Here is an 18,496-nt window from a genome sequence, read left to right as displayed (position 1 = left end):
CGAACCTAAACGTATCCGCCCCCTGACCTGACCTCAAGCCAGCAGACCTCAAATCGCGGATATAGATCACAAAAAATATTCTTCAACCAATGTGGACAAGGGCACATCGATTTGCAGATGGAGTCGTGACGCTCAGAGGCGGGGACGTCACCCCGGTCGCAGACGCGGCGATGCAAAAGCTTGGTCAGCTTTCGGCGTGACGATCCCACGACACCCGCCCGCTGACTTGCACTGACGCGACTGCAGTGTCACCTCAGGTCCATGGTATCCCCCGCGACTCCCGAGGTCCTCTTCATCTGCACCGGCAACTACTATCGCAGTCGCTTCTCGGAGGCGTGGTTCAACCACCTCGCCCAGCGCGATGGTTCCCCGTGGCGGGCATTCTCCCGTGGGGTTGATATTGACTTGGCCCCTCCAGGTCTTTCGCCCCACACGCACGAATACCTCAAACGACGCCGGGTCTCTCTCAACCTGACCACCACCGAACGTGCTCGCCTCACGACGGCGGACTTGGAACGCGCCACGCGACGCATCGCCCTGAAGGAAGCCGAACACCGCGCCTACATTCAACGTGACTTCCCGGCTTGGGAAGACCGGGTGGAGTTCTGGCACTTTCACGATCTCGATGTGGCGACAGCCGCGGAGATGCTGCCCACGCTGGAGCAACATGTGACCGAGTTCTACCACGCAGTGACGAAGGAAGAACGGTAGCTTCCCTCGCGGGCTCGCTGGCAGCACCCGATCAGCGTTAGGCCGCCCGCTGCACCACCGGGCCGGTTTGGAACGCATCCAAAGCACCGCACGAACAGGCCCACTTCGCCGAGCATTCCGCAATCTCGCCCGACTCCGCCGCGAGGGCGCGATCTTGTTGGGTGCACGCTTCGGCGAGGTGTGCGCGACAACCTGATGCGCCGGGCGTGGTATTACCCCGGCGAGCAATACCCGTCGCGAATCGTCGCCTGGTTTTCCGTTCTTCCGGTTGCTTATCGCCGTGAGGTGATCGTTCGTGGCCAACTATGTCCGAAACCACCGTCGCTTCTCTCGCCCTCGATCTCACCACCACGTTTCCGCGCAGCCCGCGCGAGACCCTCGGCGGCTACGTGCATGCCGGCCGCATGCTCGACAAGTGCCGCGCCGTCGTCGCCGGCACCAACGGCGAGTTCCACTACAACTGCCCGCTCGACGGTTTCCTCTTCGAGTTCACGGGCATCGATCACGAAGCCTTCAAAGCCTTTGTGGCCACCGGCGCCGATGACACCGCCGTGGCAACGTGGATCAACGAAAACTCTCAGGTGAAAGACCCCGAGGCCGTCGTCCAATGGAACAACAAGATGCGCGACATGCGCCTCAGCGACATGCCCGTGCCTTTGCAGATGTTCCTCGAAGGCTACATCCCGCAATACATTCCCGCCGGCAAAATCGTGCGCGTCTGGTTCGACGTCTACGACATGGAGGAAGGCCGCCTCTAAGCCGGTCCGGTATCGCGGGTCTGCGTCGGACGCTCCACGTGCCGCCGTAGACCCGTGGCCCATGCCTGGGTCCACATCATGTGGCGGTCGCGCGGCGCGGTCGTCACGTCACCGGATTTTCGATACTCGGCCGGCCCCCGGCCAAAGCGGGCCGTAAAGCCCCGCGTAAACGCCTCGTGGCTGGCGTAACCAGCCTCCAAAGCAATCGTCAGAATCGAGCGTCTGCTCCGTCGCAAACGCCGGGCCGCTCGCTCCAACCGCAGCCGTCGCCGACAAGCCCGGGGACTTTCGCCCCAACAGCGTGCAAATACGCGCTCCAGTTGCCGCACGGACACGCCGGCGTCGCGGGCCAACGTCTCGAGGTCGAGCGGTTCATCCAGATTCCGACCGAGCTGCGTTCGCACTCGCGCCATCCGGGGATCGTGAGCCAGCAACGTGGAGGGTTTCATCACGCCGGTTTCGCTCCGCCAACCTCAAGCCAACGCGGCCACGTGACGGGTGAAATGATCGCCAAAGATCTGCTGCCAGCCTTCCGCGGTGCTGCAGTCCGTCATCTTGCCAAAGGTCGAATCCATGAACGTCATTTTCGTTTCGTGCGCGTTCACCGCCGTCAATTCGATCCGCACCAACGACAACGCGGGCCCCGCCCACGGCGGCAGGAGGTAGCCGGAAAGCATCAGCGAGCGCGGGCGGTCCAGCCCGATCACCCGATACCACACCAATCCCTCACCATCACCAAAGTCTTCACCCATTACTCCGCCCAGTTTGGGTTCGAGATAAAACCGCTGCGTCCGCTCGGAGGTGTAAAACGACGAGGGCCACCACTGCCCCACGTCGGCGATCAACGCCTCCCACACCCGCTCCACCGGCGCATGGAAATTGAATTCCAGACTGACTTCCCCGGCAGCGATATGATCGGACGACATGGATGAACTCATGACGGCAGCCTAGCAGGAATCCGCCCCGGATTGCTTGATAAAAAATGACATTTCAATTTCGCCGCCCTCCGCACGATTCACGCGGTTCCGATTGATGTTTTAGTTTCCTATTCCCTCGGTTCTCCCTCTGCCTTGCCTCCGACCCACGCACCGTTTTTCGCACACGCCCGTTCTCAGCGTTTTAGCCTTTCAATTTCCCCAGCCACCATGACCACCGATACCTGCGTTACCATCGTTCCTTACTTCAAAATTAAGCCCGGCTGCGCCGACGCGTTCCGTGCGCTCACCGAGCTCTTCGTCGCCAAGGCGCAAACCGAGAGCGGTTGCCTCTACTACGGCTTCAGTTTCGACGGTGACATGGCCCACTGCCGCGAAGGTTACGAGAACGCGGCAGGCCTGCTCGTGCATTTGCAGAACGTGGCATCGCTCATTCAAGAGGCCGGCCAGCTGGCCGAAACCGTCACGCTCGAACTCCATGGCTGCGCCGCCGAATTGGACAAATTGCGCGAGCCGCTCAAGGATATGCCCGCCAAGTGGTTCGTCTTGGAAAACGGCTTTCGCAAGTAAGTCGGACAATTTCGCCGGCCGCGCCTCATTCCTCCTCCTCAAATCCCATGGTCACCATCGGCAAGCGCAACACCCTCACCGTCCTCCACGAAGCCTCCCCCGGGTTTTACCTGGACGGAGATCAGCTCGGCGAAATCCTCCTCCCCGGCACCTTCCGCACGCCCGATATCGTGCCGGAACGCAGCGTCGACGTGTTCGTCTACCTCGACAGCAAGGATCGACTCGTGGCCACCACCGAGACCCCGCACGTGCAGGTGGGGGAGTTCGCCTTTCTGCGCGTCGTGAGCGTCGACCAAAACCTCGGCGCGTTTCTCGACTGGGGCCTCAGCAAGGATCTGTTTCTCCCGCGTCGCGAGTGGGCCGGGCCGCTCAAGGTCGGCGACTGGGTCGTGGTCCACGCCCACATGGATGATCGCTCCAACCGCATCGTGGCCAGCGCCCGCGTGAATCGTTTTCTCGACCTCACCCCCGCCGATTACGCCGACCGCCAACCCGTGCGCCTCCTGATCGCCGGGCAATCTCCGCTGGGCTATCTGGCGATCATCGACCACCAACATCGCGGCCTGCTCTACGCCGACGATGTGCCCGCCACGCTCGCCATCGGCCAATCGTTTGACGGCTGGATCCTGCGCACGCGCATGGACGGGAAGATCGATGTCACCCTCAATGAGGCCGGCTTCGACCGCATCGGCCCGATTGCCCAGAAAATCGTGCTCGAATTGGCCCGCGCCGACGGCCACCTGCCCTACCACGATCGCAGTGACCCGGCGGAGATCCGCGACATGTTCGGCGTGAGTAAAAAGGCCTTCAAGCAGGCCATCGGCAAACTCTACGCCGAACGCCGCATCGTCATCGAAAGCGACGGCATCCGTCTGCTCGCGCCACCGCCGCGCGCATAGGAACCAGTAGACACTGTCGGGCATAAAGCCCGACCCACATCCCGGTTGGTTGCGCCACATTAATGGTGGGGCGGGCTTTACGCCGGACATGATCTCACCGGGGTGGCAGAAACCAATAGACGTAGCCGCACCGCTCGCAGACGTGGTTGGTGGCGCCCTTGTTGGCCCAGTCAAAATTGAAGAACGACGCCCCCCGCGTGTTCATCAACGTTTCCCGCGACCAGAACCGGGTGTGATCGCAGACCGGACATCGCAGCGGCTTGCCGGCTTTGAAGACTTCGTTGCATTCTGGTGTATTGGCCATGAGGATACTTGGGTTAGGCGACGTGATCCGCCGCCGTCGGCAGCAGGAAAAATCACATCCTAACAGTTCCGGCTCACGCCATCTATTACGAACGCCGGAACAGAATGTAACTCAGCCTGCCGACAAAGACCGCCACGCTCGCGCTAGCGCACTTTGCCGGCCTCGTTTTCGAGCACGACGTTGGACAGCACCGCCGTGTCCAGCGTCACGGGCAGGTGGGAGCAGAAGCCGATGCCCACGTAAAACGGCTCGGTGAGCTTGAGCTCGATCGGGGGTCCGAACCGACTCAACGGCTCGCCTTCAAGACTCACCCATAGCGAAAACTGGTCGCCCTTCTTTTCCATGCCGAGCCGACCCGCCATCACGGGCGACAGGCTGTCGGGATGCTCGCCTTCCGGCCGACCGCGTCCCCCGATGCGATATTCCATGTCCTTGACCCGCGCCCCCGTCGCCGGTCGTTGCGCGAGGTGGATCATACCGAGACCATGCAAGGCCACGACCGCCATTTTGGCGTCATCATCGAGGCTCTCCCGGATCACCAACACTGCCTTGCGATCGCCAAAGCCGTCCGGGTCCGGATAGGCAATGTCAGCCGCGAGCGACACGTCGCCCGACATTTCTTTCCAGAGGCAGCGAAATTCATCGCGGGTATACCACACGTTGTAACCCGCGGAGGTGATGGTGTAGTCGCCGGTGGCGGCATCAAAACTCGCACTGCCCTCGACCAGGGCGCTGCCAATTTCCGCTTGGCCGTCAAACACTCCGATGGGCTCCGCCCAGATTGTCGACTCGCGCCGGAAGTCCGCCGGCGGCGCGACCTGCGTGCGCGTCGCCGAACCCGGGTGGGCCCAGTCCGGCACCTCGATGTTGGTCGGTGCGTCTTGCGCCGCTCCGGTCGACGGCGCGACCAGCGACAAACAAGCCAGTAGGAAAGCGAATACGGGGCGTTTCATGCCCGTCCAACGTGGCGACTTTTTCGAGGATGGGCATCCCGTCGCGGATATGCGTTCACCAAGTCGCGGCAGCAGCCCACCGCCACCACGTGGGGGGACGTCGACTCTACTCCGCGAGCAACCACATCGGTTTCCCGCTGGGCAGACGCCGGAAGTGGCCCTTGGCGAGATTCCCGTCATCAATGAGCGCATCAATCGCGACCATTTCGTCCAGCGCCAGCAAGCTGCCCACAATCGCGATCCCCACTCGCCCACTCGCCCGGTCGCATTCCCAATCCCAGACTCCACCGCCGGGAGCGGGCGTTTCCCATTGCACCCGATTGATCCGCCCTTGCATCTCCGGAGGGACCACGCCGACGGGGACATCGTCCGGCCAATCCCCGTTGGTGCGCGCATAGGATTCAAACGCATCGCCAAACACCAACAGCGTGCTGGCGGCGGCCGCATTGACGCTGTTTTCCCGCACCCGCGCAAAAGCCGGTATGCCGATGGAGATGAACAACCCGATGAACATGACCGCGATCATGACTTCCAACAGACTGAAGGCTGCCACCGAGGAACGGTGGGACGAGAGACGAAGCGAAAGCGCAATTTTCATGGCGAATTGAGCGGAGGGGGATTCGGACAATGTGCAGGAGAAGCTCTCGCAGAGAGCTGCCACCCTCCCACGTGCGAGAAACTTACCGGAAGAGTGCCATGTTTCCGCGATTAGTTCCCTCGTCGTCGCATTCCGTTCCCTGGCGACGGTCCGCGAAAAGACCCGCCGACGCCCGCTCTACGCCGGTTTAAGGCGCACCTTGAGCTGTTCGCCGCCAAATTCGATTACGTCACCCGCCATTATTTTTTTTCGCTTCCGCGTCTCCACCTCGCCGTTGAGCAGAACCTGACCTTCACTGATGACGAACTTCGCCTCGCCGCCACTCGCGACCAAGTTCTCGAACTTGAGGATTTTATAAAGTTCGGCCGGTTCGCTGGAAATGGTGACGTCGCGCATGTCGCTCGCAACAGAGTCGGACCGCATCTCCGAGGCAACCCTCATCGCTCAGTCTCGCAGGCGGTTGGGTTCGCGTTTTTCATTGAACCGGTTCAACTTTCGGCGTCGGTCCCACCCTCCTCGTTCGCCTCGCTTTCCCTCACGATGAAATCGCTTTTCCGCTCCTCGCTGCTCGTTTTAGCGCTGCTCAGCCTGCCGGTCACCATTGCCACCGCCAAACCTCGCCCTGCGCCGGAGCCCGACGCCGTGGTGACCATCAACGACGTCCGCTACCCCGTGTTTACGACCGAGAGTCTAAAACCTCTCAAAACCAAGCGACCGATCTATCCCAAGGAAGCCCGACGAGACGAAGTGCAGGGCAACGCGCTGGTCGTGGTGCTCGTCGATCCGGCCGGCATGCCCCGGGAAGTCTCGCTTAAACTCAGCGAACCCACCCCGGCTTTTGGGGAAGCCGCCCTCGCCGCCGTGAAGCAGTGGAAGTTCCGACCCTACGTTTGGAACGGCGAACCCGCCGCCTACATCATCCAAGTCCCCGTCGCCTTCCGCTTCGCGGACTAAAGGTAGGGCGGTTTCGCCGGAAACCGCCGAGTGCGTTGACCGCGACTCGACGATCTCAGCCCTCCGCCCGCAGCACTTCCAACGGCGGGTGGTTGGTCACCCCGCGGTTGGCGAGGATGCCGGTGATCAGCGTGATTGCCGTCACCAACACCAGCGAGACGACCAGTGTCAGCAGTGAAAACACGCCCGCCGTTTGGAAAACGAAGTGCGCCAGCAACGCATTGGCTGCCACCGCCAGACCGCACCCCACCACCGCCGCCAACACGCCGAGCACCGCGTATTCCACGAGCTGGATTTGCCAGAGCTGTCGGCCGGTCGCTCCCAGGGTGCGCAACAACACGACTTCGCGCAGACGTTGGAAGCGCCCGCTCATCACCGCCCCCGCCAACACGATCACTCCGGTCACCACCGTGAACAGCGCCATGAATTGGATGACGAACTGCACTTTGGAGAAAATGCCGTCGAGCGTCTCCAGCACGAGTTGTAGGTCTATGGCGGATACGTTGGGCAACAATCCGACCACGGACTGTTGCACGCGCGCCGAATCCGCCGGCGTCGCCACCCGTGTCGCCGCCACGTAAAACTTGGGCGCGGGCTCCAGCACCCCCGCCGGAAAGACCACAAAAAAGTTCGGCTCCATGCGCCGCCACTCGACTTCGCGCAAACTGGTGATGCGACTGAGCATGGGCAGCCCCTGCACGTCCCATTCGATTTCGTCCCCCAACTTGACCTTCATCTGATCGGCCAAACCCACTTCCATGGAGATGGGGATCACGTCCACGTCGGACTCGACCCGACCGGTAAACTCGCCCCCGACGAGTTTCTCCGTCCGCTCATTGAGGTGATCGCGGAAGGTCGAGCGATACTCACGCCGCAACGTCCAGTCGGCGATATCGTTGGACTTGTCGCGCAGAATCGACGTCACGGAACGATCATTCACCTTGCTGACCCGCATCGTCACGATCGGCGCATCGGCCTGCAGCGGAGCGCCCTCCCGGATCAGCACGTCGCGCAACGGATCGATCTGATCGTCCTGAATATCGAAGAACAGCAAGTTCGGCCGATCCGCGCCCCCGCTGCCCGCGATCTGCGCGAGCAAGGTCGCCCGCGTGAGCGCCAGCGTGACAATGAGAAACGTGCCCAAGCCCAGCGCCAACAGCAGCAGGATCGTGCGGTTGTTGGGCCGGTGCAGATTGGCGATGCCCTGCCGCACCACATACGGCGCCCGCTTCGGGGTGAACTTGCGCGCCGCCCACGCCACGCCCTTGCCCAGTGCGCCGAGCACCAGAAAACTCACGAGCAGGGTCACCACAAACCCCACCCCCACCTGCCATCGCGGCGCCTGCCGCATGGCAAACACCGCCACCGTGCCGAGAATCGCGGCATACACCACCCACCGCCACGGATCCTTGGCCGCTTCACTCTCCGCCACCGTCGCGCGAATCGCCATCAGCGGAGAGACCCGCCGGACCGCCAGCAACGGCAACAACGTGAAAAGCGCACAGATCACCAAACCCGCCGCCGCCCCTTTGAACACGACGCCCCAGGCAATCGAAAAATCGACATCCACCGGCAACATCCCGGCAACGATCTCGGGCAACGCCAATTGCACCCCGACACCCAGCGCCGCTCCCACCGCCGATCCGATCAAGCCCAGCGCCAGACCCTGCACCAGATACACGCCAAACGCCGTGCCCGAGCTCGCCCCCAGACAACGTAAAACCGCGACCGTCGGAATCTTTTGGCGGATGTGCACATGGATCGCACTCGCCACGCCGATGCCGCCCAAAAACAGCGCCACGAAACCGACCAGACTCAGAAACTGATACACGTTGCGCAGCGCCTGTCCGAGTTCCCGCTTGCGCTCCTCCACGGTGTCGTAGCCGAGATGCTCCTCGCGGAATTGCTTGCGCATGCGCCGCTCGACTTCCAGCGCGTCACTGCCGTCATCGAAGACGATGTAACGCCGATGCCGCGCCATACTGCCGGGTCCGAGCAGTCCCGCATTCTCCAACTCGTCCCGGGGAATAAACACCCGCGGCGACAGCATCGCCACCACCGCCGAATCGCCGGGAATCTGCTGCAAAGCCCCCACCACCGTAAATTCGTTGGTGCCGAGTTTGATCGGATCGCCGACCTGCACCCCAAACTGCGCCATCAAGGTCTCTTCCAGCACGGCCACGCGCCCGCCCGCGGCGAGACGTGCCGGGGCGTCGGCCGGCACGGTTTGGAACGTGCCGTAAAACGGATATCCCCCGCCCAACGCCCGCAACGTCGCCAACCGCGTGCGGTTTTCCGCCGTCGGAAAAACGATCATCGTCGACAAAGCCACTTCCTCCGCCTGCTTCCCGCCCAGCGCATCGAGTGCCACCGCGACATCGGGAGAAAACGCCGTGCGCCCCTGCACCCGCAGATCGGCCCCGAGCAACGTGCGCGCCTGCGCGTCGATGGCATCGCGCAGATTCGCATTGAACGAGCCGATGGCCACCAGCGCGGCGATCCCCAGCACGATCGAAAACGACGCCAGCACCAACCGCCGCCGCGAAGCCCGCGAATCCCGCCAAGCCATTTTAAGGATGAACGGGATGTTAGAATTTTTGCCCACGGAAAACACGGATGACACGGAAATTACTAAAGAACGAAGCGTTCGTGCTGAACTAGAGGGAAATGGCCAAAGTTAACCAACAACCCAACCCGTAGTTTCGTAGCGTGAAGATAATTTTGAACCTGCGCACGATGCTCATCCACCAAAGTGGAAACCGCTTTAATCTCCAACAAGACCTTATCAAAGCAGATGAAGTCGGGCGAGTAGGTCTGTTTCAATGGTCGACCTTTATAGTCCAATTGTAACTTGGGCTGGGCTACGAACGGGATTTTTCGGTCTCCTAATTCAAGCTCCAGACACTCTTGAAAAACTGCCTCCAGAAACCCGCAGCCCTTCTCCTTGTAGACCTCGAAGCAGGCGCCAATCACATCATACGTTTCTTTTTCATAAACGAGATCACTCATTGTTTTTCCTTCCGTGTTTTTCGTGTGTTCCGTGGGCAAAATAAAAAAACCTCCGGCGCTACGCGTCGACTACGGCGCCGTTTTTGAGGCGGAGGACGTTGCCGCAGAGTTTGGCCAGTTCGAGGTCATGCGTCACCATCACCAGCGTGGTGCCGTTCTCATGGTTCAGCCCGAAAATCAGGTCCTGCACGGTCTGCGCCGTCGCGCCGTCCAGGTTGCCCGTCGGTTCATCACAAAACAAAATCTTGGGCTCGTTGATGAATGCCCGCGCCAATGCCACGCGCTGTTGCTCCCCTCCCGACAACTGCACCGGATAGTGATCCGTGCGCTGCCCCAGACCGACGCGCGCCAACAACTCCGTCGCCTTTCGCTCGGCCTGGGCCCCTCCCGCGCCTCGCAGCTCCAGTGGCACCAGCACGTTCTCGAGCGCGGTCAACGTCGGCACCAATTGGAAATTTTGAAACACGAAACCCACGTGCTCGTTGCGCACCCGCGCTCGCTCGTCCTCGCTCATCGCGCCGATGGGCTCGCCCGCCACGACCACGTCTCCGCTGGTCGGGCGATCGAGCCCCGCACACAACCCCAGCAGGGTGGTCTTGCCACTGCCGGAGGGACCCAGGATGGCGAGCGATTGCCCGCCCTCCAAATCGAAACTAACGTCCTGCAACACCGTCAACTGACCCGACGCGGTCGGATAGCTCTTGGTCAAGCGCTGGACTTTCAAGATTGATTGCACACTCATGAACGGAACCGTGAAGCAAACCCGGCGTCCCCTAATGTGCAAATGACGAAGTCCGTTCGGCTTATCTTTCTGGTTATCGTTTCCTCGCTCGCCGCACACGGCGTCGCCGGAGCCGACGCCAAACCCGCCACCATCCTCTTCTACGGGGACAGCCTGACGGCGGGTTACGGCCTCGACGACCCCACCGAAACCGCCTTTCCCGCGCTCATCGCAGACCGCATCGAGGCCGCCGGTCTGCCCTACCGCGTCATCAACGCCGGACTCAGTGGCGAAACCTCCTCCGGCGGACTCCGACGCATCAACTGGGTGCTGCGCCAGCCCGTCGACGTCTTCGTGCTCGAACTCGGGGCCAACGATGGCCTGCGCGGCCTGCCGCTCGATCTCTTGCGCACCAATCTCCAGCAAATCATCGATCGGGTGCGCGCCAAAAATCCCGATGTCCGTCTGGTCATCGCGGGCATGCAAATGCCCACCAGCATGGGTGAATACGCTCCGGACTTCGCCGCCATCTACCCGGATATCGCCGCCGCCAACGACGCCGCTCTCATTCCGTTTTTACTCGAAGGCGTCGGAGGCGTCACCAATTTGAATCAGTCCGACGGCATCCATCCCACTCCCGCCGGCCACGAGATCCTCGCCGCCACGGTTTGGCAAACCCTGCAACCTCTCCTCGCTACCCCTTGAGCAACTCCGCGCGTTTCCTCCGAGCATTTTCGTCCAGCCTGTTCAGTATCATGGGGCTGATGATGGGCGTCGGGTCGATCCAAGCCGCGTGGAAACCCACCCTGAGCGCCACGGTCGACCACAACGACAACGTCACGCGCTCCCTGCGCGATGAGAAGTCCGACTTCGCCGCCGCCGCCGACATCGACTTCAGCACCCTGCGCATCCTCAATCGCGACTGGCAGGGCCATCTCGCCGGCTTCGCCCGCACCCGACACTGGCAGGATTGGTCCGGCCTCGATCAGACCGAGGCGGGCGTTCGCACCGGCCTGCGCCGCAAATTCGGCCTCGGGCCCTACGCCCCCCGGCTCGATCTGAGCGTGGAAGGTGCCCGCGTGTTTGCCGCCACCAGCCCCTGGACCGGCCACCGCCTCGCCGCGTCGCTCCGCCTGCAACGGCGCTTCACTCCCATCGTCACCGCCGCCGCCAGCGTGGCGCTCGATCGCTTCGACGCCCGCCGTTCCACGTATTCGGGGACCGGTTACACAGCCCAACTCGGGGCCGATCTCGACCTTACCCGGGAGTGGCGCCTCGCGCTTTCCGCCCGCTTTCGCGAGGGCGATCGCACGGCGTGGTGCCGGGAAAGCTGGCCGGAAATCACCGGCGGCCCCCATTGGCAGGACGGCATTTTCGGCGGCGATTGGTTCCCCTACCGCGCTCGCGCCCGCACCAGCGGCGTCACGGCCTCCCTCGCCCGGGCCATCGGATCATCCACCACCATCGCGGCCAGCATCGATGCATCCGAATCCAAAGCCAGCAAAGGTCGCAACTACTCCACCCAGGTGTTAAGCCTGCAGTTCATCCATGTTTTCTAAACGTGCCCACCTCGCCCTCTGGCTGCTGATCGGCCTGCCGTTTACCACCCGGGCGTCGGAATTGACGATCACCGCCACCGACCAGAAATCCACGGCGGTCGCTGACCTCGTGGTATGGCTCGATCCGCTCGACGCCGCCTTGCCCGCGCCCGCGCCGAGCGGTTCGCTCTCGGCCACAGTGGAGCAAAAGGACGAAGAGTTTAACCCCTACGTCATCGCCGTGCGCACCGGCACCCATGTGGTCTTCCCCAATCGCGACGAGGTGCAACATCACGTCTACTCCCTCTCGCGGCCGGCCCAGTTTGAGATTCCCCTGCACGGGGGCAACGTTCACGAATCCGTGGTGTTCGAGCAAGCCGGGCTGGTGCCGATCGGCTGCAACATCCACGACTGGATGCTCTCCTACATCATGGTGGTCGATACCCCGTGGTTCGGCACGACCGCCGCCGAAGGCACGGCTTCAATCACCGGCATCCCGCCTGGCCGCTACCGCCTCACCGCATGGCATCCGCGCATGCGCACCAACGTCGAGCAGGAGGTCACGATCACCGCCGAGGATCCGGCCCCCGTCGCGCTCGAACTGCGTCTGCGTCCCGATCGCCGGATTCGGCGGGCACCCGGCGCGGGCGGCAAGGGCTACTGAACGCTCCGCCGATGATCCGGTTTCGCAGCTTCCGGGCGTCGTTGCTCACCCTCTTTCTCGCCGTCGTGGCAACGGCCCAGATCGCGACCTACGTCATCGTGGCCACCGTCAACCGGCGCGAGGCCGACCGGGAAATCGATACCAACCTGCGCAGCGCGGCAGCAGTGTTTGATCGCGTAACGGACGAACGCATTTCCCTGCTCGCATTGAGCGCCCAAGCCGTCGCCAGCGATTACGCGTTTCGGCGTTTGTTTTTCGAATCGGCCGACGATTCCCGCACCCTCCAGTCCGCCTTCGTCAGCGCCAGCGATCGCATCCACGCCGATTTCAACGCCTGGGTCGACTTGGACGGCATCACCATCGCCGCCAGCGAAACCGTGGGCGACCATGCCTTCACCGAGCTGGTGTTTCGCGCCGACGAAAGCGCGTCCGCCCAGGCCAGTGGCTATGCCGAGATCGACGGACGTTTGTTTTCGGTCGTGACCGTGCCGATCCGCGCCCCCGCCATCGTCGGTTGGTGGGTGGTGGGGTTTCATATCGACAGCGAATTTGCCCGCAATCTCCGGCAACAGACCGCCGTCGACGTGAGTTTCGCCAACCGGGCGGGCGAGATCACGGCGACCAGCCTCGCCACCGGTATTCGCGGAGCCTTGGTCCACCAATGGCGGGACCTCCAGGCCGACGATACCCTCATCCACAATGTCGATCTGGCTGGCGACGCTTCGAAAGTAAACATCCGCACCATGCCCACCGACGAGGGCGGGCGCCTTTCGATCATCCTCCAGTATTCACTCGACGAAAAACTCGCGCCCGCTCGCCGCCTGAGTCGTCTCATCCTGCTCGTGAGCTTGGGCGGCGTGGTGCTGGCGGGAGGGTTGGGCTGGTGGTTCGCGGGCCGCCTAAGTCAACCCGTGCAGGAGCTCGCCGCGCACACGGCCGTGATCGCATCCGGCGACTACGACACCCGGCTGGAGCTGGGCCGGGAGGACGAACTCGGTGATCTGGCCCGCGCGTTCAATGCCATGAGCAGCGGCCTCGCCGAACGCGACCAAGTGCGCGATCTGCTCGACAAAAACGTGTCGCCCGAAGTCGCCGCCGAACTCATGCGGGAAGGTGCCGCGCTCGGCGGCGAGGAGCGCGAAGTCACCATCCTGTTCGCCGATCTGCGCGGCTTTACCACGTTGAGTGAGAAGCTGCCGCCGCGCGAGGTGGTGACTCTGCTCAACCGCTATCTCGACCGCATGAGCCAGGCCATCGAGTCGGCCGGCGGCGTCATCGACAAGTTCATCGGCGACGAAATCATGGCCCTCTTCGGCGCTCCCGTGACGGGCGATGACGCGGCCCGACGCGCGGTGGACGCCGCTCTCGCGATGCGCCGCGCCCTCACCGAACTCAACACCGAGTTGCAATCCGAAGGCCATGCCCCGCTCGCCTTCGGCATCGGCATCAACACCGCGCCCGTGATTGCGGGAAACATCGGTTCGCATCGCCGACTGAACTACTCGGTGATCGGCGACGGCGTAAACCTCGCCAGTCGGCTGCAATCCCTCACCCGCAACCCGGCCTTTGCCACCGATCTCATCGTAAGTGAAGCCACGCTGCAGGCGGCGGGACCCGACCTGAAGTTCCGCACCCGCGACCTCGGAGTCGTCGGCGTCAAGGGCCGCTCCGAAGGCGCCCACATCCACGCCGTCGACGACGCGGAATAACCCGGAGGGACGACTTCCACGTCGTCCGCACCTGCCTCTCCGCCAGCTCGCCCCAGAGGCAACGCGGACCGGGTGGAACCGGTCCCTCCGAGGAAACCGTTCAGGTATTGCACGGTAACGTTCGCCCCATCGGCTACCCTCCGCCTACCCCTGTCGCTGCAGCACTTCCGCGCGGCGAACCAGTTCGATGAACTCGGCGCGGTAACCGGCCGGATCGTAATCCATGCCCGCCTCACCCCAATCCAGCACGCGGCGCAATGTCGTCGCCCCCAGAAAGGTTGAGTCGCGCAACACCATGCCGAAGCCCGCCACGGCGGTGGCAAATTTGAAATCGGCCGAAGCCGTGGCAAACGCCGCCCCTTGATCCACCAGGGGGAAATCCCACCGACGACTGGCATCCTGATCGGGTGCCTTGGCGCGCACTTTCACCGTGAGCAACTCATGGCTGACTTCGCTCGCCAGGGATCGGGCCACCGTTTGATAACGCAGGTCGTCCGAGACCGCCGCGGACCCGCGCGCCGCCGCTCCGCCCACCGGCACGATTTCGTAAAGGGCGGTCACGGTATGACCCGCGCCGATCTCGCCGGCGTCGACTTGATCGTTGGCAAAGTCCTCCTTCGCCAAGGCGCGATTTTCGTAACCAATAAGCCGATACGATTCGACCAGCGCCGGATTGAATTCGACCTGGATTTTCACGTCCTTGGCGATGGTCGCGAGCGTGCCGTTGACTTGCTCGACCAGCAGGCGGCGTGCTTCCTTGGGCGAGTCGATATAGCCGTAGCTGCCGTTGCCCATGTCGGCGAGACGCTCCAGCGTTTGATCCTGATAATTGCCCATGCCAAACCCGAGCGTCGTGAGAAACACGTCCGATTCCGCCTTCTCCGTGATGAGCCGCCCGAGATCGCCCTGCCCGGACGGGCCGACGTTGAAATCACCGTCGGTGCACAGGATCACGCGGTTGATGCCGCCGGTCACGAAGTTGGCCTTCGCGATGTCGTAGGCGAGGTGGATTCCCATCGCGCCGTTGGTGCCCCCGGCTGGTTGCAAACGGTCCAGTGCGGCGATGATGGCGCGGCGTTGCGTGGCCGGCGTCGAGGGCAACGCCAGTCCCGAAGTCCCGGCGTAAGTCACGATCGCCACCCGGTCGTCCGCCTGCAACTGTCCGACGAGCAGACGCATCGCCTCTTTGACCAGGGGCAACTTGTTCTCGGCTCGCATCGACCCGGAGACATCCAACAGAAACACTAGATTCGCCGGAGCCCGCTGGCCCGCGGCAATATCGCGACCCTTGAGCCCGATGCGCACGAGGCGATGTTCCGGTGCCCACGGCGCGGAGGCGACTTCCAAGCTGGCCGCAAACGGCGCATCGCTGCCCATCGCCGGGGCCGGATAGTTGTAACTGAAAGCGTTGATCATCTCCTCGATGCGCACGGCATCGACCGGCGGGAGCTGGTCGGAGTTGATAAACCGACGCACGTTGGCGTAGCTGCCCGTGTCGACATCAATGGAAAACGTGGACACCGGATGATCTCCGACGCGCTGCCAGGCGGCCTCCGTGATCGGGGCGTAGCCTTCCTGCGACGCATCCAGGTCCCTGAGTGGATCGGGCGACGGCATCAGCATGAGCTGGTTCGTAGCTGGCATGATGCGGTTGGTCATCGCCAGCGAACGGGTCCGCAACGTTCGGGTGTATCCATCGGTGGATGACGGAGCAGGTTCGACGGACGCGTAGTAACTCACCGCGTTCGCCCCGGGTTCATGGGTAGGCGTGGTCGGGGGCGACGAGACCGGACCCGACGATCCCACGGAAAGCTTGTCCCCGCTGGTCAAACCCATCGACTTCATGGCTTGCTCGGCCTGCGCGCTCTCCGCTTGTTCACGGGAAATTTCCACCAACACCGTGGGCAGGCTGACCGTGCCGTCCGCCATCCGGAGCGCTTCATCCAGCGAACGAAATTCTGTAGACTCGTCTGATCGCGCGACTCCCATGGTGGCGACTGACTCCGACGAAACCCCGTCCGTCGGCCGTTCTTCCCGGGTATCGACCTCCGAATCAAGCGGTGCCATTTCCATCGCATCAGCACTCGTCTCGTCGCTCACGGTTTCGCTCAGATTGACCTCGTAGTGCAGCACCTCCTCCTGTGGCTTCACCGGCGATTCGGGGTCGTGCACCACGACCAATACGGCAAAGCCGGCCGCCATCAGGCCCGAGACCCAAAAATACGGAAATCGCACGACCTTGCGGCTATCGAGCGGGTAATCCTCGGTCGGCAGTTCGATCGGATTCACCGCCGGCACGGGTTCCGCCGCCAATACGTCCTCCAGCGTCAACATGGTCGCGCGAATCTCTTCCACCGCTGCGGTCAGCAGCGGGTCGGCCGCCACGGCTGCCGCGATCGCCATCGCCTCGGCTCCGTCCAATTCTCCCAACGCAAACGCAGTGAGGCGCGGATCGTCGGGCGTGAGTGTCTGTTCGTTCATGATCTGAAAATTCTCCTCGTTGGGCTCAGGGTTGTTGCGCGGCCATTTCCTGCCGCAGCCGCTTCACCGCCGTGTGAATCAGGAAGCCCACATTGCTGACCGAGAGTTCGGTGATGCGGCTGATTTCCTTGTAACTGAATCCGCTCTGAAATTTGAGGCGGATCACCTCCTGCTGGTTCGGCGGCAGTCGATCGACCATCGCCAGCACCGCGTCGCGCTTTTCGGTCGCTTCGAGTTGATGACCGGGACGTGGCTCGCGGGCCCGCACCGTTTCGACTTCGCCGTCCGCAAAGTGGCTCATGCGGCTCTCCTTGCGTATAACATCGAGCGACCGGTTCCGACAGACCGTGAACAACCACTCGACCACATGACCGTTGACGCGCTCCGGCGGCTGCTTGAGCAAACGGACGAAGGTGTCCTGCACGACATCGCGCGCCCGCTCGGGGTCCCCCACCAGTCTGGTGGCATACCGGAGCAACGACGCCTCGTGCTCACGCACGGCTTCTTCAACCCAATTTCCTGTGTGTTCATGATGATCGGTCGATTTCATTCGGACCTGCACAGGAGATTACGCCGCTCGCCGCCGCGTCTTAGAAAAAAGTTTCGGCGTTCATGAGCCGCGCGGGCCGTCAGGCCGTGACCGAGTCACAGGCATCCTGATAAATCTGGGCCACCATGGCCACGATCAGAGGCAGCGTGAAGATCAGGCCGATCAACAACGCCAACGTTCCGACGATGGCCAGCACGACCATCAGCAAACAGAGGCCCACCATGGTCCAGAACTTGGTGCCCGTGATCCGCCAACTCAGCCGGAATGCATCAATCACGCCGTGGTCGGTATCCATGATGATCACATGCACCAGCAGGAAACGGAGCCCGAAAAACATCAATACCAGCATCACGACGAACAACACAGCCATGAAACCAACCGCCGCCGCGGGCGGGATATCCGGCGCCTGACCGGCTTCCAGCGCTTCCGCCGAAAGTCCCATTGCCAACATGGGCACAATCATCGCCCCCAACACCAGCAACGTCACCACCGCCTGCAACAGACCGACCAGGGCGAAACGACCAAAGCGCTTGGTAAATCCGTCAAACAGGCTGTCAAAACCCGCTTCGTCCCCGCGCGAGCGCCGCAGGAAAAACGCCGTCACTCCACCCGTGATCTGCGGCGTGACGAGGATGGAGGAAAAGATGCCCAGGATCGGCACCAGACCCGCGGCGAACACAATCAAATAACCCACCAGCGTGATGCCCACCGCCAGACCGAAGACGCTCTTATAATTGGCCCAGGCCCGACCCATGCAGCCCTCCACCGATGTATTGAATCCGTTGCTACGCAGCCGGTCGGAAAAATCGGTGATGGTCCAGGTGGTAGGCACGCCGGAATCGGTCGCGTCTTCGTCCGTCGGTGCAGCCACCGGGATGCTCGGCACCCCGGCGCCATCCCCCACCGCGGGCAACGGGTGGCTCGCGCTCAGCGTCGACCAGGGCGCCCACGCCTCCAGCCCCTGATGCCAGACCAGGGTCTCGTCGCTCACCGTGCCATCGGCGACGAGCTGGGCAAATTCTTGTTCGGAAATCGGTCCGTGGCGCTGACCGTCGATCGCGTAATACCATTGCATAAGCCGGAAGGGGTGTTCGCGCCGATCACACGCCGCCCGCTCCGCAGCGGCAAGACTCAATCAACGT

At 62.8% G+C, this 18,496-nt stretch carries 21 protein-coding genes; 9 read left to right on the top strand and 12 right to left on the bottom strand.

Going from position 1 to position 18,496, the window contains the following annotated elements:
• Window positions 1–261 precede the first annotated feature (261 nt).
• Both PXH66_RS20725 and PXH66_RS20720 read left to right on the top strand, forming a co-directional pair.
• Window positions 262–711 (top strand): arsenate-mycothiol transferase ArsC, encoded by a 450-nt coding sequence (locus PXH66_RS20725; protein ID WP_330931958.1) that lies wholly within the window; start codon window positions 262–264, stop codon window positions 709–711.
• 305 nt (window positions 712–1,016) lie between these two features.
• A complete protein-coding gene (locus PXH66_RS20720; RefSeq protein ID WP_330931959.1) occupies window positions 1,017–1,469 on the top strand; it encodes a DUF5069 domain-containing protein in 453 nt (150 codons plus the stop codon).
• Here PXH66_RS20720 and PXH66_RS20715 read toward each other — a convergent pair.
• Together PXH66_RS20715 and PXH66_RS20710 are read right to left on the bottom strand one after the other, a co-directional pair.
• The gene (locus tag PXH66_RS20715; protein WP_330931960.1) at window positions 1,466–1,918 is read right to left on the bottom strand and encodes a helix-turn-helix domain-containing protein; all 453 of its coding nucleotides are present in this window, start codon (window positions 1,916–1,918) and stop codon (window positions 1,466–1,468) included. The genes PXH66_RS20720 and PXH66_RS20715 overlap by 4 nt on opposite strands.
• Before the next feature lie 24 nt (window positions 1,919–1,942).
• Window positions 1,943–2,395, bottom strand: a complete 453-nt coding sequence (locus PXH66_RS20710; protein WP_330932136.1) for an SRPBCC domain-containing protein — start codon at window positions 2,393–2,395, stop codon at window positions 1,943–1,945.
• 219 nt (window positions 2,396–2,614) lie between these two features.
• Between PXH66_RS20710 and PXH66_RS20705 the strand changes: the two genes are divergently transcribed.
• Entirely contained in the window at window positions 2,615–2,974 is a 360-nt protein-coding gene (locus tag PXH66_RS20705) for a putative quinol monooxygenase (RefSeq protein ID WP_330931962.1), read from the top strand.
• A gap of 47 nt (window positions 2,975–3,021) precedes the next feature.
• Window positions 3,022–3,873, top strand: a complete 852-nt coding sequence (locus PXH66_RS20700) for a CvfB family protein (RefSeq protein ID WP_330931963.1) — start codon at window positions 3,022–3,024, stop codon at window positions 3,871–3,873.
• Window positions 3,874–3,967: 94 nt separating this feature from the next.
• Here the strand turns inward: PXH66_RS20700 and PXH66_RS20695 are convergent, their stop codons facing one another.
• The 4 genes from PXH66_RS20695 to PXH66_RS20680 form a co-directional block, all read right to left on the bottom strand.
• Window positions 3,968–4,177, bottom strand: a complete 210-nt coding sequence (locus PXH66_RS20695) for a DNA-binding protein (protein ID WP_330931964.1) — start codon at window positions 4,175–4,177, stop codon at window positions 3,968–3,970.
• A 143-nt stretch (window positions 4,178–4,320) separates the two neighbouring features.
• Window positions 4,321–5,130, bottom strand: a complete 810-nt coding sequence (locus PXH66_RS20690) for a hypothetical protein (protein WP_330931965.1) — start codon at window positions 5,128–5,130, stop codon at window positions 4,321–4,323.
• A gap of 106 nt (window positions 5,131–5,236) precedes the next feature.
• Window positions 5,237–5,728 carry a type II secretion system protein gene (locus PXH66_RS20685; RefSeq protein ID WP_330931966.1) on the bottom strand — a complete coding sequence of 164 codons (492 nt, stop codon included), beginning with the start codon at window positions 5,726–5,728 and terminating at the stop codon, window positions 5,237–5,239.
• Window positions 5,729–5,905: 177 nt separating this feature from the next.
• On the bottom strand, window positions 5,906–6,124 hold the full coding sequence (locus PXH66_RS20680) for an RNA-binding S4 domain-containing protein (protein ID WP_330932135.1): 219 nt from the start codon (window positions 6,122–6,124) through the stop codon (window positions 5,906–5,908).
• 144 nt (window positions 6,125–6,268) lie between these two features.
• Between PXH66_RS20680 and PXH66_RS20675 the strand changes: the two genes are divergently transcribed.
• Window positions 6,269–6,682, top strand: a complete 414-nt coding sequence (locus tag PXH66_RS20675; protein WP_330931968.1) for an energy transducer TonB — start codon at window positions 6,269–6,271, stop codon at window positions 6,680–6,682.
• A gap of 55 nt (window positions 6,683–6,737) precedes the next feature.
• On the opposite strand, the gene PXH66_RS20670 is transcribed toward PXH66_RS20675, so the two are convergent.
• Genes PXH66_RS20670 through PXH66_RS20660 form a run of 3 tightly spaced genes read right to left on the bottom strand, consistent with a single transcriptional unit; the run spans window position 6,738 to window position 10,433 of the window.
• The gene (locus PXH66_RS20670; RefSeq protein WP_330931969.1) at window positions 6,738–9,287 is read right to left on the bottom strand and encodes an ABC transporter permease; all 2,550 of its coding nucleotides are present in this window, start codon (window positions 9,285–9,287) and stop codon (window positions 6,738–6,740) included.
• A gap of 26 nt (window positions 9,288–9,313) precedes the next feature.
• Window positions 9,314–9,691 (bottom strand): GxxExxY protein, encoded by a 378-nt coding sequence (locus PXH66_RS20665; protein ID WP_330931970.1) that lies wholly within the window; start codon window positions 9,689–9,691, stop codon window positions 9,314–9,316.
• A gap of 58 nt (window positions 9,692–9,749) precedes the next feature.
• A complete protein-coding gene (locus tag PXH66_RS20660; RefSeq protein WP_330931971.1) occupies window positions 9,750–10,433 on the bottom strand; it encodes an ABC transporter ATP-binding protein in 684 nt (227 codons plus the stop codon).
• Window positions 10,434–10,475: 42 nt separating this feature from the next.
• Here PXH66_RS20660 and PXH66_RS20655 point away from each other — a divergent pair, with 42 nt between their 5' ends.
• The 4 genes from PXH66_RS20655 to PXH66_RS20640 are packed head-to-tail and all read left to right on the top strand — an operon-like array spanning window position 10,476 to window position 14,323.
• Window positions 10,476–11,117: an arylesterase gene (locus tag PXH66_RS20655; protein WP_330931972.1), complete on the top strand. Its 642-nt coding sequence runs from the start codon at window positions 10,476–10,478 to the stop codon at window positions 11,115–11,117.
• Window positions 11,114–11,971, top strand: coding sequence for a hypothetical protein (locus tag PXH66_RS20650; RefSeq protein WP_330931973.1), 858 nt, complete (start codon window positions 11,114–11,116; stop codon window positions 11,969–11,971). Before PXH66_RS20655 ends, PXH66_RS20650 begins: the two co-directional genes overlap by 4 nt.
• Window positions 11,961–12,614: a carboxypeptidase regulatory-like domain-containing protein gene (locus tag PXH66_RS20645; protein ID WP_330931974.1), complete on the top strand. Its 654-nt coding sequence runs from the start codon at window positions 11,961–11,963 to the stop codon at window positions 12,612–12,614. The genes PXH66_RS20650 and PXH66_RS20645 overlap by 11 nt, the downstream gene beginning before the upstream one ends.
• Before the next feature lie 11 nt (window positions 12,615–12,625).
• Window positions 12,626–14,323, top strand: coding sequence for an adenylate/guanylate cyclase domain-containing protein (locus tag PXH66_RS20640; protein ID WP_330931975.1), 1,698 nt, complete (start codon window positions 12,626–12,628; stop codon window positions 14,321–14,323).
• A gap of 144 nt (window positions 14,324–14,467) precedes the next feature.
• Here the strand turns inward: PXH66_RS20640 and PXH66_RS20635 are convergent, their stop codons facing one another.
• From PXH66_RS20635 to PXH66_RS20625, 3 genes are all read right to left on the bottom strand, one after another.
• Window positions 14,468–16,804, bottom strand: a complete 2,337-nt coding sequence (locus tag PXH66_RS20635) for a vWA domain-containing protein (protein ID WP_330931976.1) — start codon at window positions 16,802–16,804, stop codon at window positions 14,468–14,470.
• A gap of 25 nt (window positions 16,805–16,829) precedes the next feature.
• Complete coding sequence (locus tag PXH66_RS20630; protein WP_330931978.1) at window positions 16,830–17,354, bottom strand: RNA polymerase sigma factor; 525 nt, start codon at window positions 17,352–17,354, stop codon at window positions 16,830–16,832.
• Window positions 17,355–17,433: 79 nt separating this feature from the next.
• Window positions 17,434–18,489 carry a GYF domain-containing protein gene (locus tag PXH66_RS20625; protein ID WP_330932134.1) on the bottom strand — a complete coding sequence of 352 codons (1,056 nt, stop codon included), beginning with the start codon at window positions 18,487–18,489 and terminating at the stop codon, window positions 17,434–17,436.
• Window positions 18,490–18,496 lie beyond the last annotated feature (7 nt).

The sequence above is a fragment of the Synoicihabitans lomoniglobus genome (genome assembly GCF_029023725.1).
Lineage (GTDB): Bacteria > Verrucomicrobiota > Verrucomicrobiia > Opitutales > Opitutaceae > Actomonas > Actomonas lomonigloba.
This window is presented reverse-complemented; position numbering and strand designations above follow the sequence as displayed.

Bases quoted from the DNA above. Each gene is read 5' to 3' on its own strand.
- PXH66_RS20725 (WP_330931958.1), top strand. From the start codon at position 262: ATGGTATCCCCCGCGACTCCCGAGGTCCTCTTCATCTGCACCGGCAAC.
- PXH66_RS20720 (WP_330931959.1), top strand. From the start codon at position 1,017: ATGTCCGAAACCACCGTCGCTTCTCTCGCCCTCGATCTCACCACCACG.
- PXH66_RS20715 (WP_330931960.1), bottom strand. From the start codon at position 1,918: ATGAAACCCTCCACGTTGCTGGCTCACGATCCCCGGATGGCGCGAGTG.
- PXH66_RS20710 (WP_330932136.1), bottom strand. From the start codon at position 2,395: ATGTCGTCCGATCATATCGCTGCCGGGGAAGTCAGTCTGGAATTCAAT.
- PXH66_RS20705 (WP_330931962.1), top strand. From the start codon at position 2,615: ATGACCACCGATACCTGCGTTACCATCGTTCCTTACTTCAAAATTAAG.
- PXH66_RS20700 (WP_330931963.1), top strand. From the start codon at position 3,022: ATGGTCACCATCGGCAAGCGCAACACCCTCACCGTCCTCCACGAAGCC.
- PXH66_RS20695 (WP_330931964.1), bottom strand. From the start codon at position 4,177: ATGGCCAATACACCAGAATGCAACGAAGTCTTCAAAGCCGGCAAGCCG.
- PXH66_RS20690 (WP_330931965.1), bottom strand. From the start codon at position 5,130: ATGAAACGCCCCGTATTCGCTTTCCTACTGGCTTGTTTGTCGCTGGTC.
- PXH66_RS20685 (WP_330931966.1), bottom strand. From the start codon at position 5,728: ATGAAAATTGCGCTTTCGCTTCGTCTCTCGTCCCACCGTTCCTCGGTG.
- PXH66_RS20680 (WP_330932135.1), bottom strand. From the start codon at position 6,124: ATGCGCGACGTCACCATTTCCAGCGAACCGGCCGAACTTTATAAAATC.
- PXH66_RS20675 (WP_330931968.1), top strand. From the start codon at position 6,269: ATGAAATCGCTTTTCCGCTCCTCGCTGCTCGTTTTAGCGCTGCTCAGC.
- PXH66_RS20665 (WP_330931970.1), bottom strand. From the start codon at position 9,691: ATGAGTGATCTCGTTTATGAAAAAGAAACGTATGATGTGATTGGCGCC.
- PXH66_RS20660 (WP_330931971.1), bottom strand. From the start codon at position 10,433: ATGAGTGTGCAATCAATCTTGAAAGTCCAGCGCTTGACCAAGAGCTAT.
- PXH66_RS20655 (WP_330931972.1), top strand. From the start codon at position 10,476: ATGACGAAGTCCGTTCGGCTTATCTTTCTGGTTATCGTTTCCTCGCTC.
- PXH66_RS20645 (WP_330931974.1), top strand. From the start codon at position 11,961: ATGTTTTCTAAACGTGCCCACCTCGCCCTCTGGCTGCTGATCGGCCTG.
- PXH66_RS20640 (WP_330931975.1), top strand. From the start codon at position 12,626: ATGATCCGGTTTCGCAGCTTCCGGGCGTCGTTGCTCACCCTCTTTCTC.
- PXH66_RS20635 (WP_330931976.1), bottom strand. From the start codon at position 16,804: ATGAACGAACAGACACTCACGCCCGACGATCCGCGCCTCACTGCGTTT.
- PXH66_RS20630 (WP_330931978.1), bottom strand. From the start codon at position 17,354: ATGAAATCGACCGATCATCATGAACACACAGGAAATTGGGTTGAAGAA.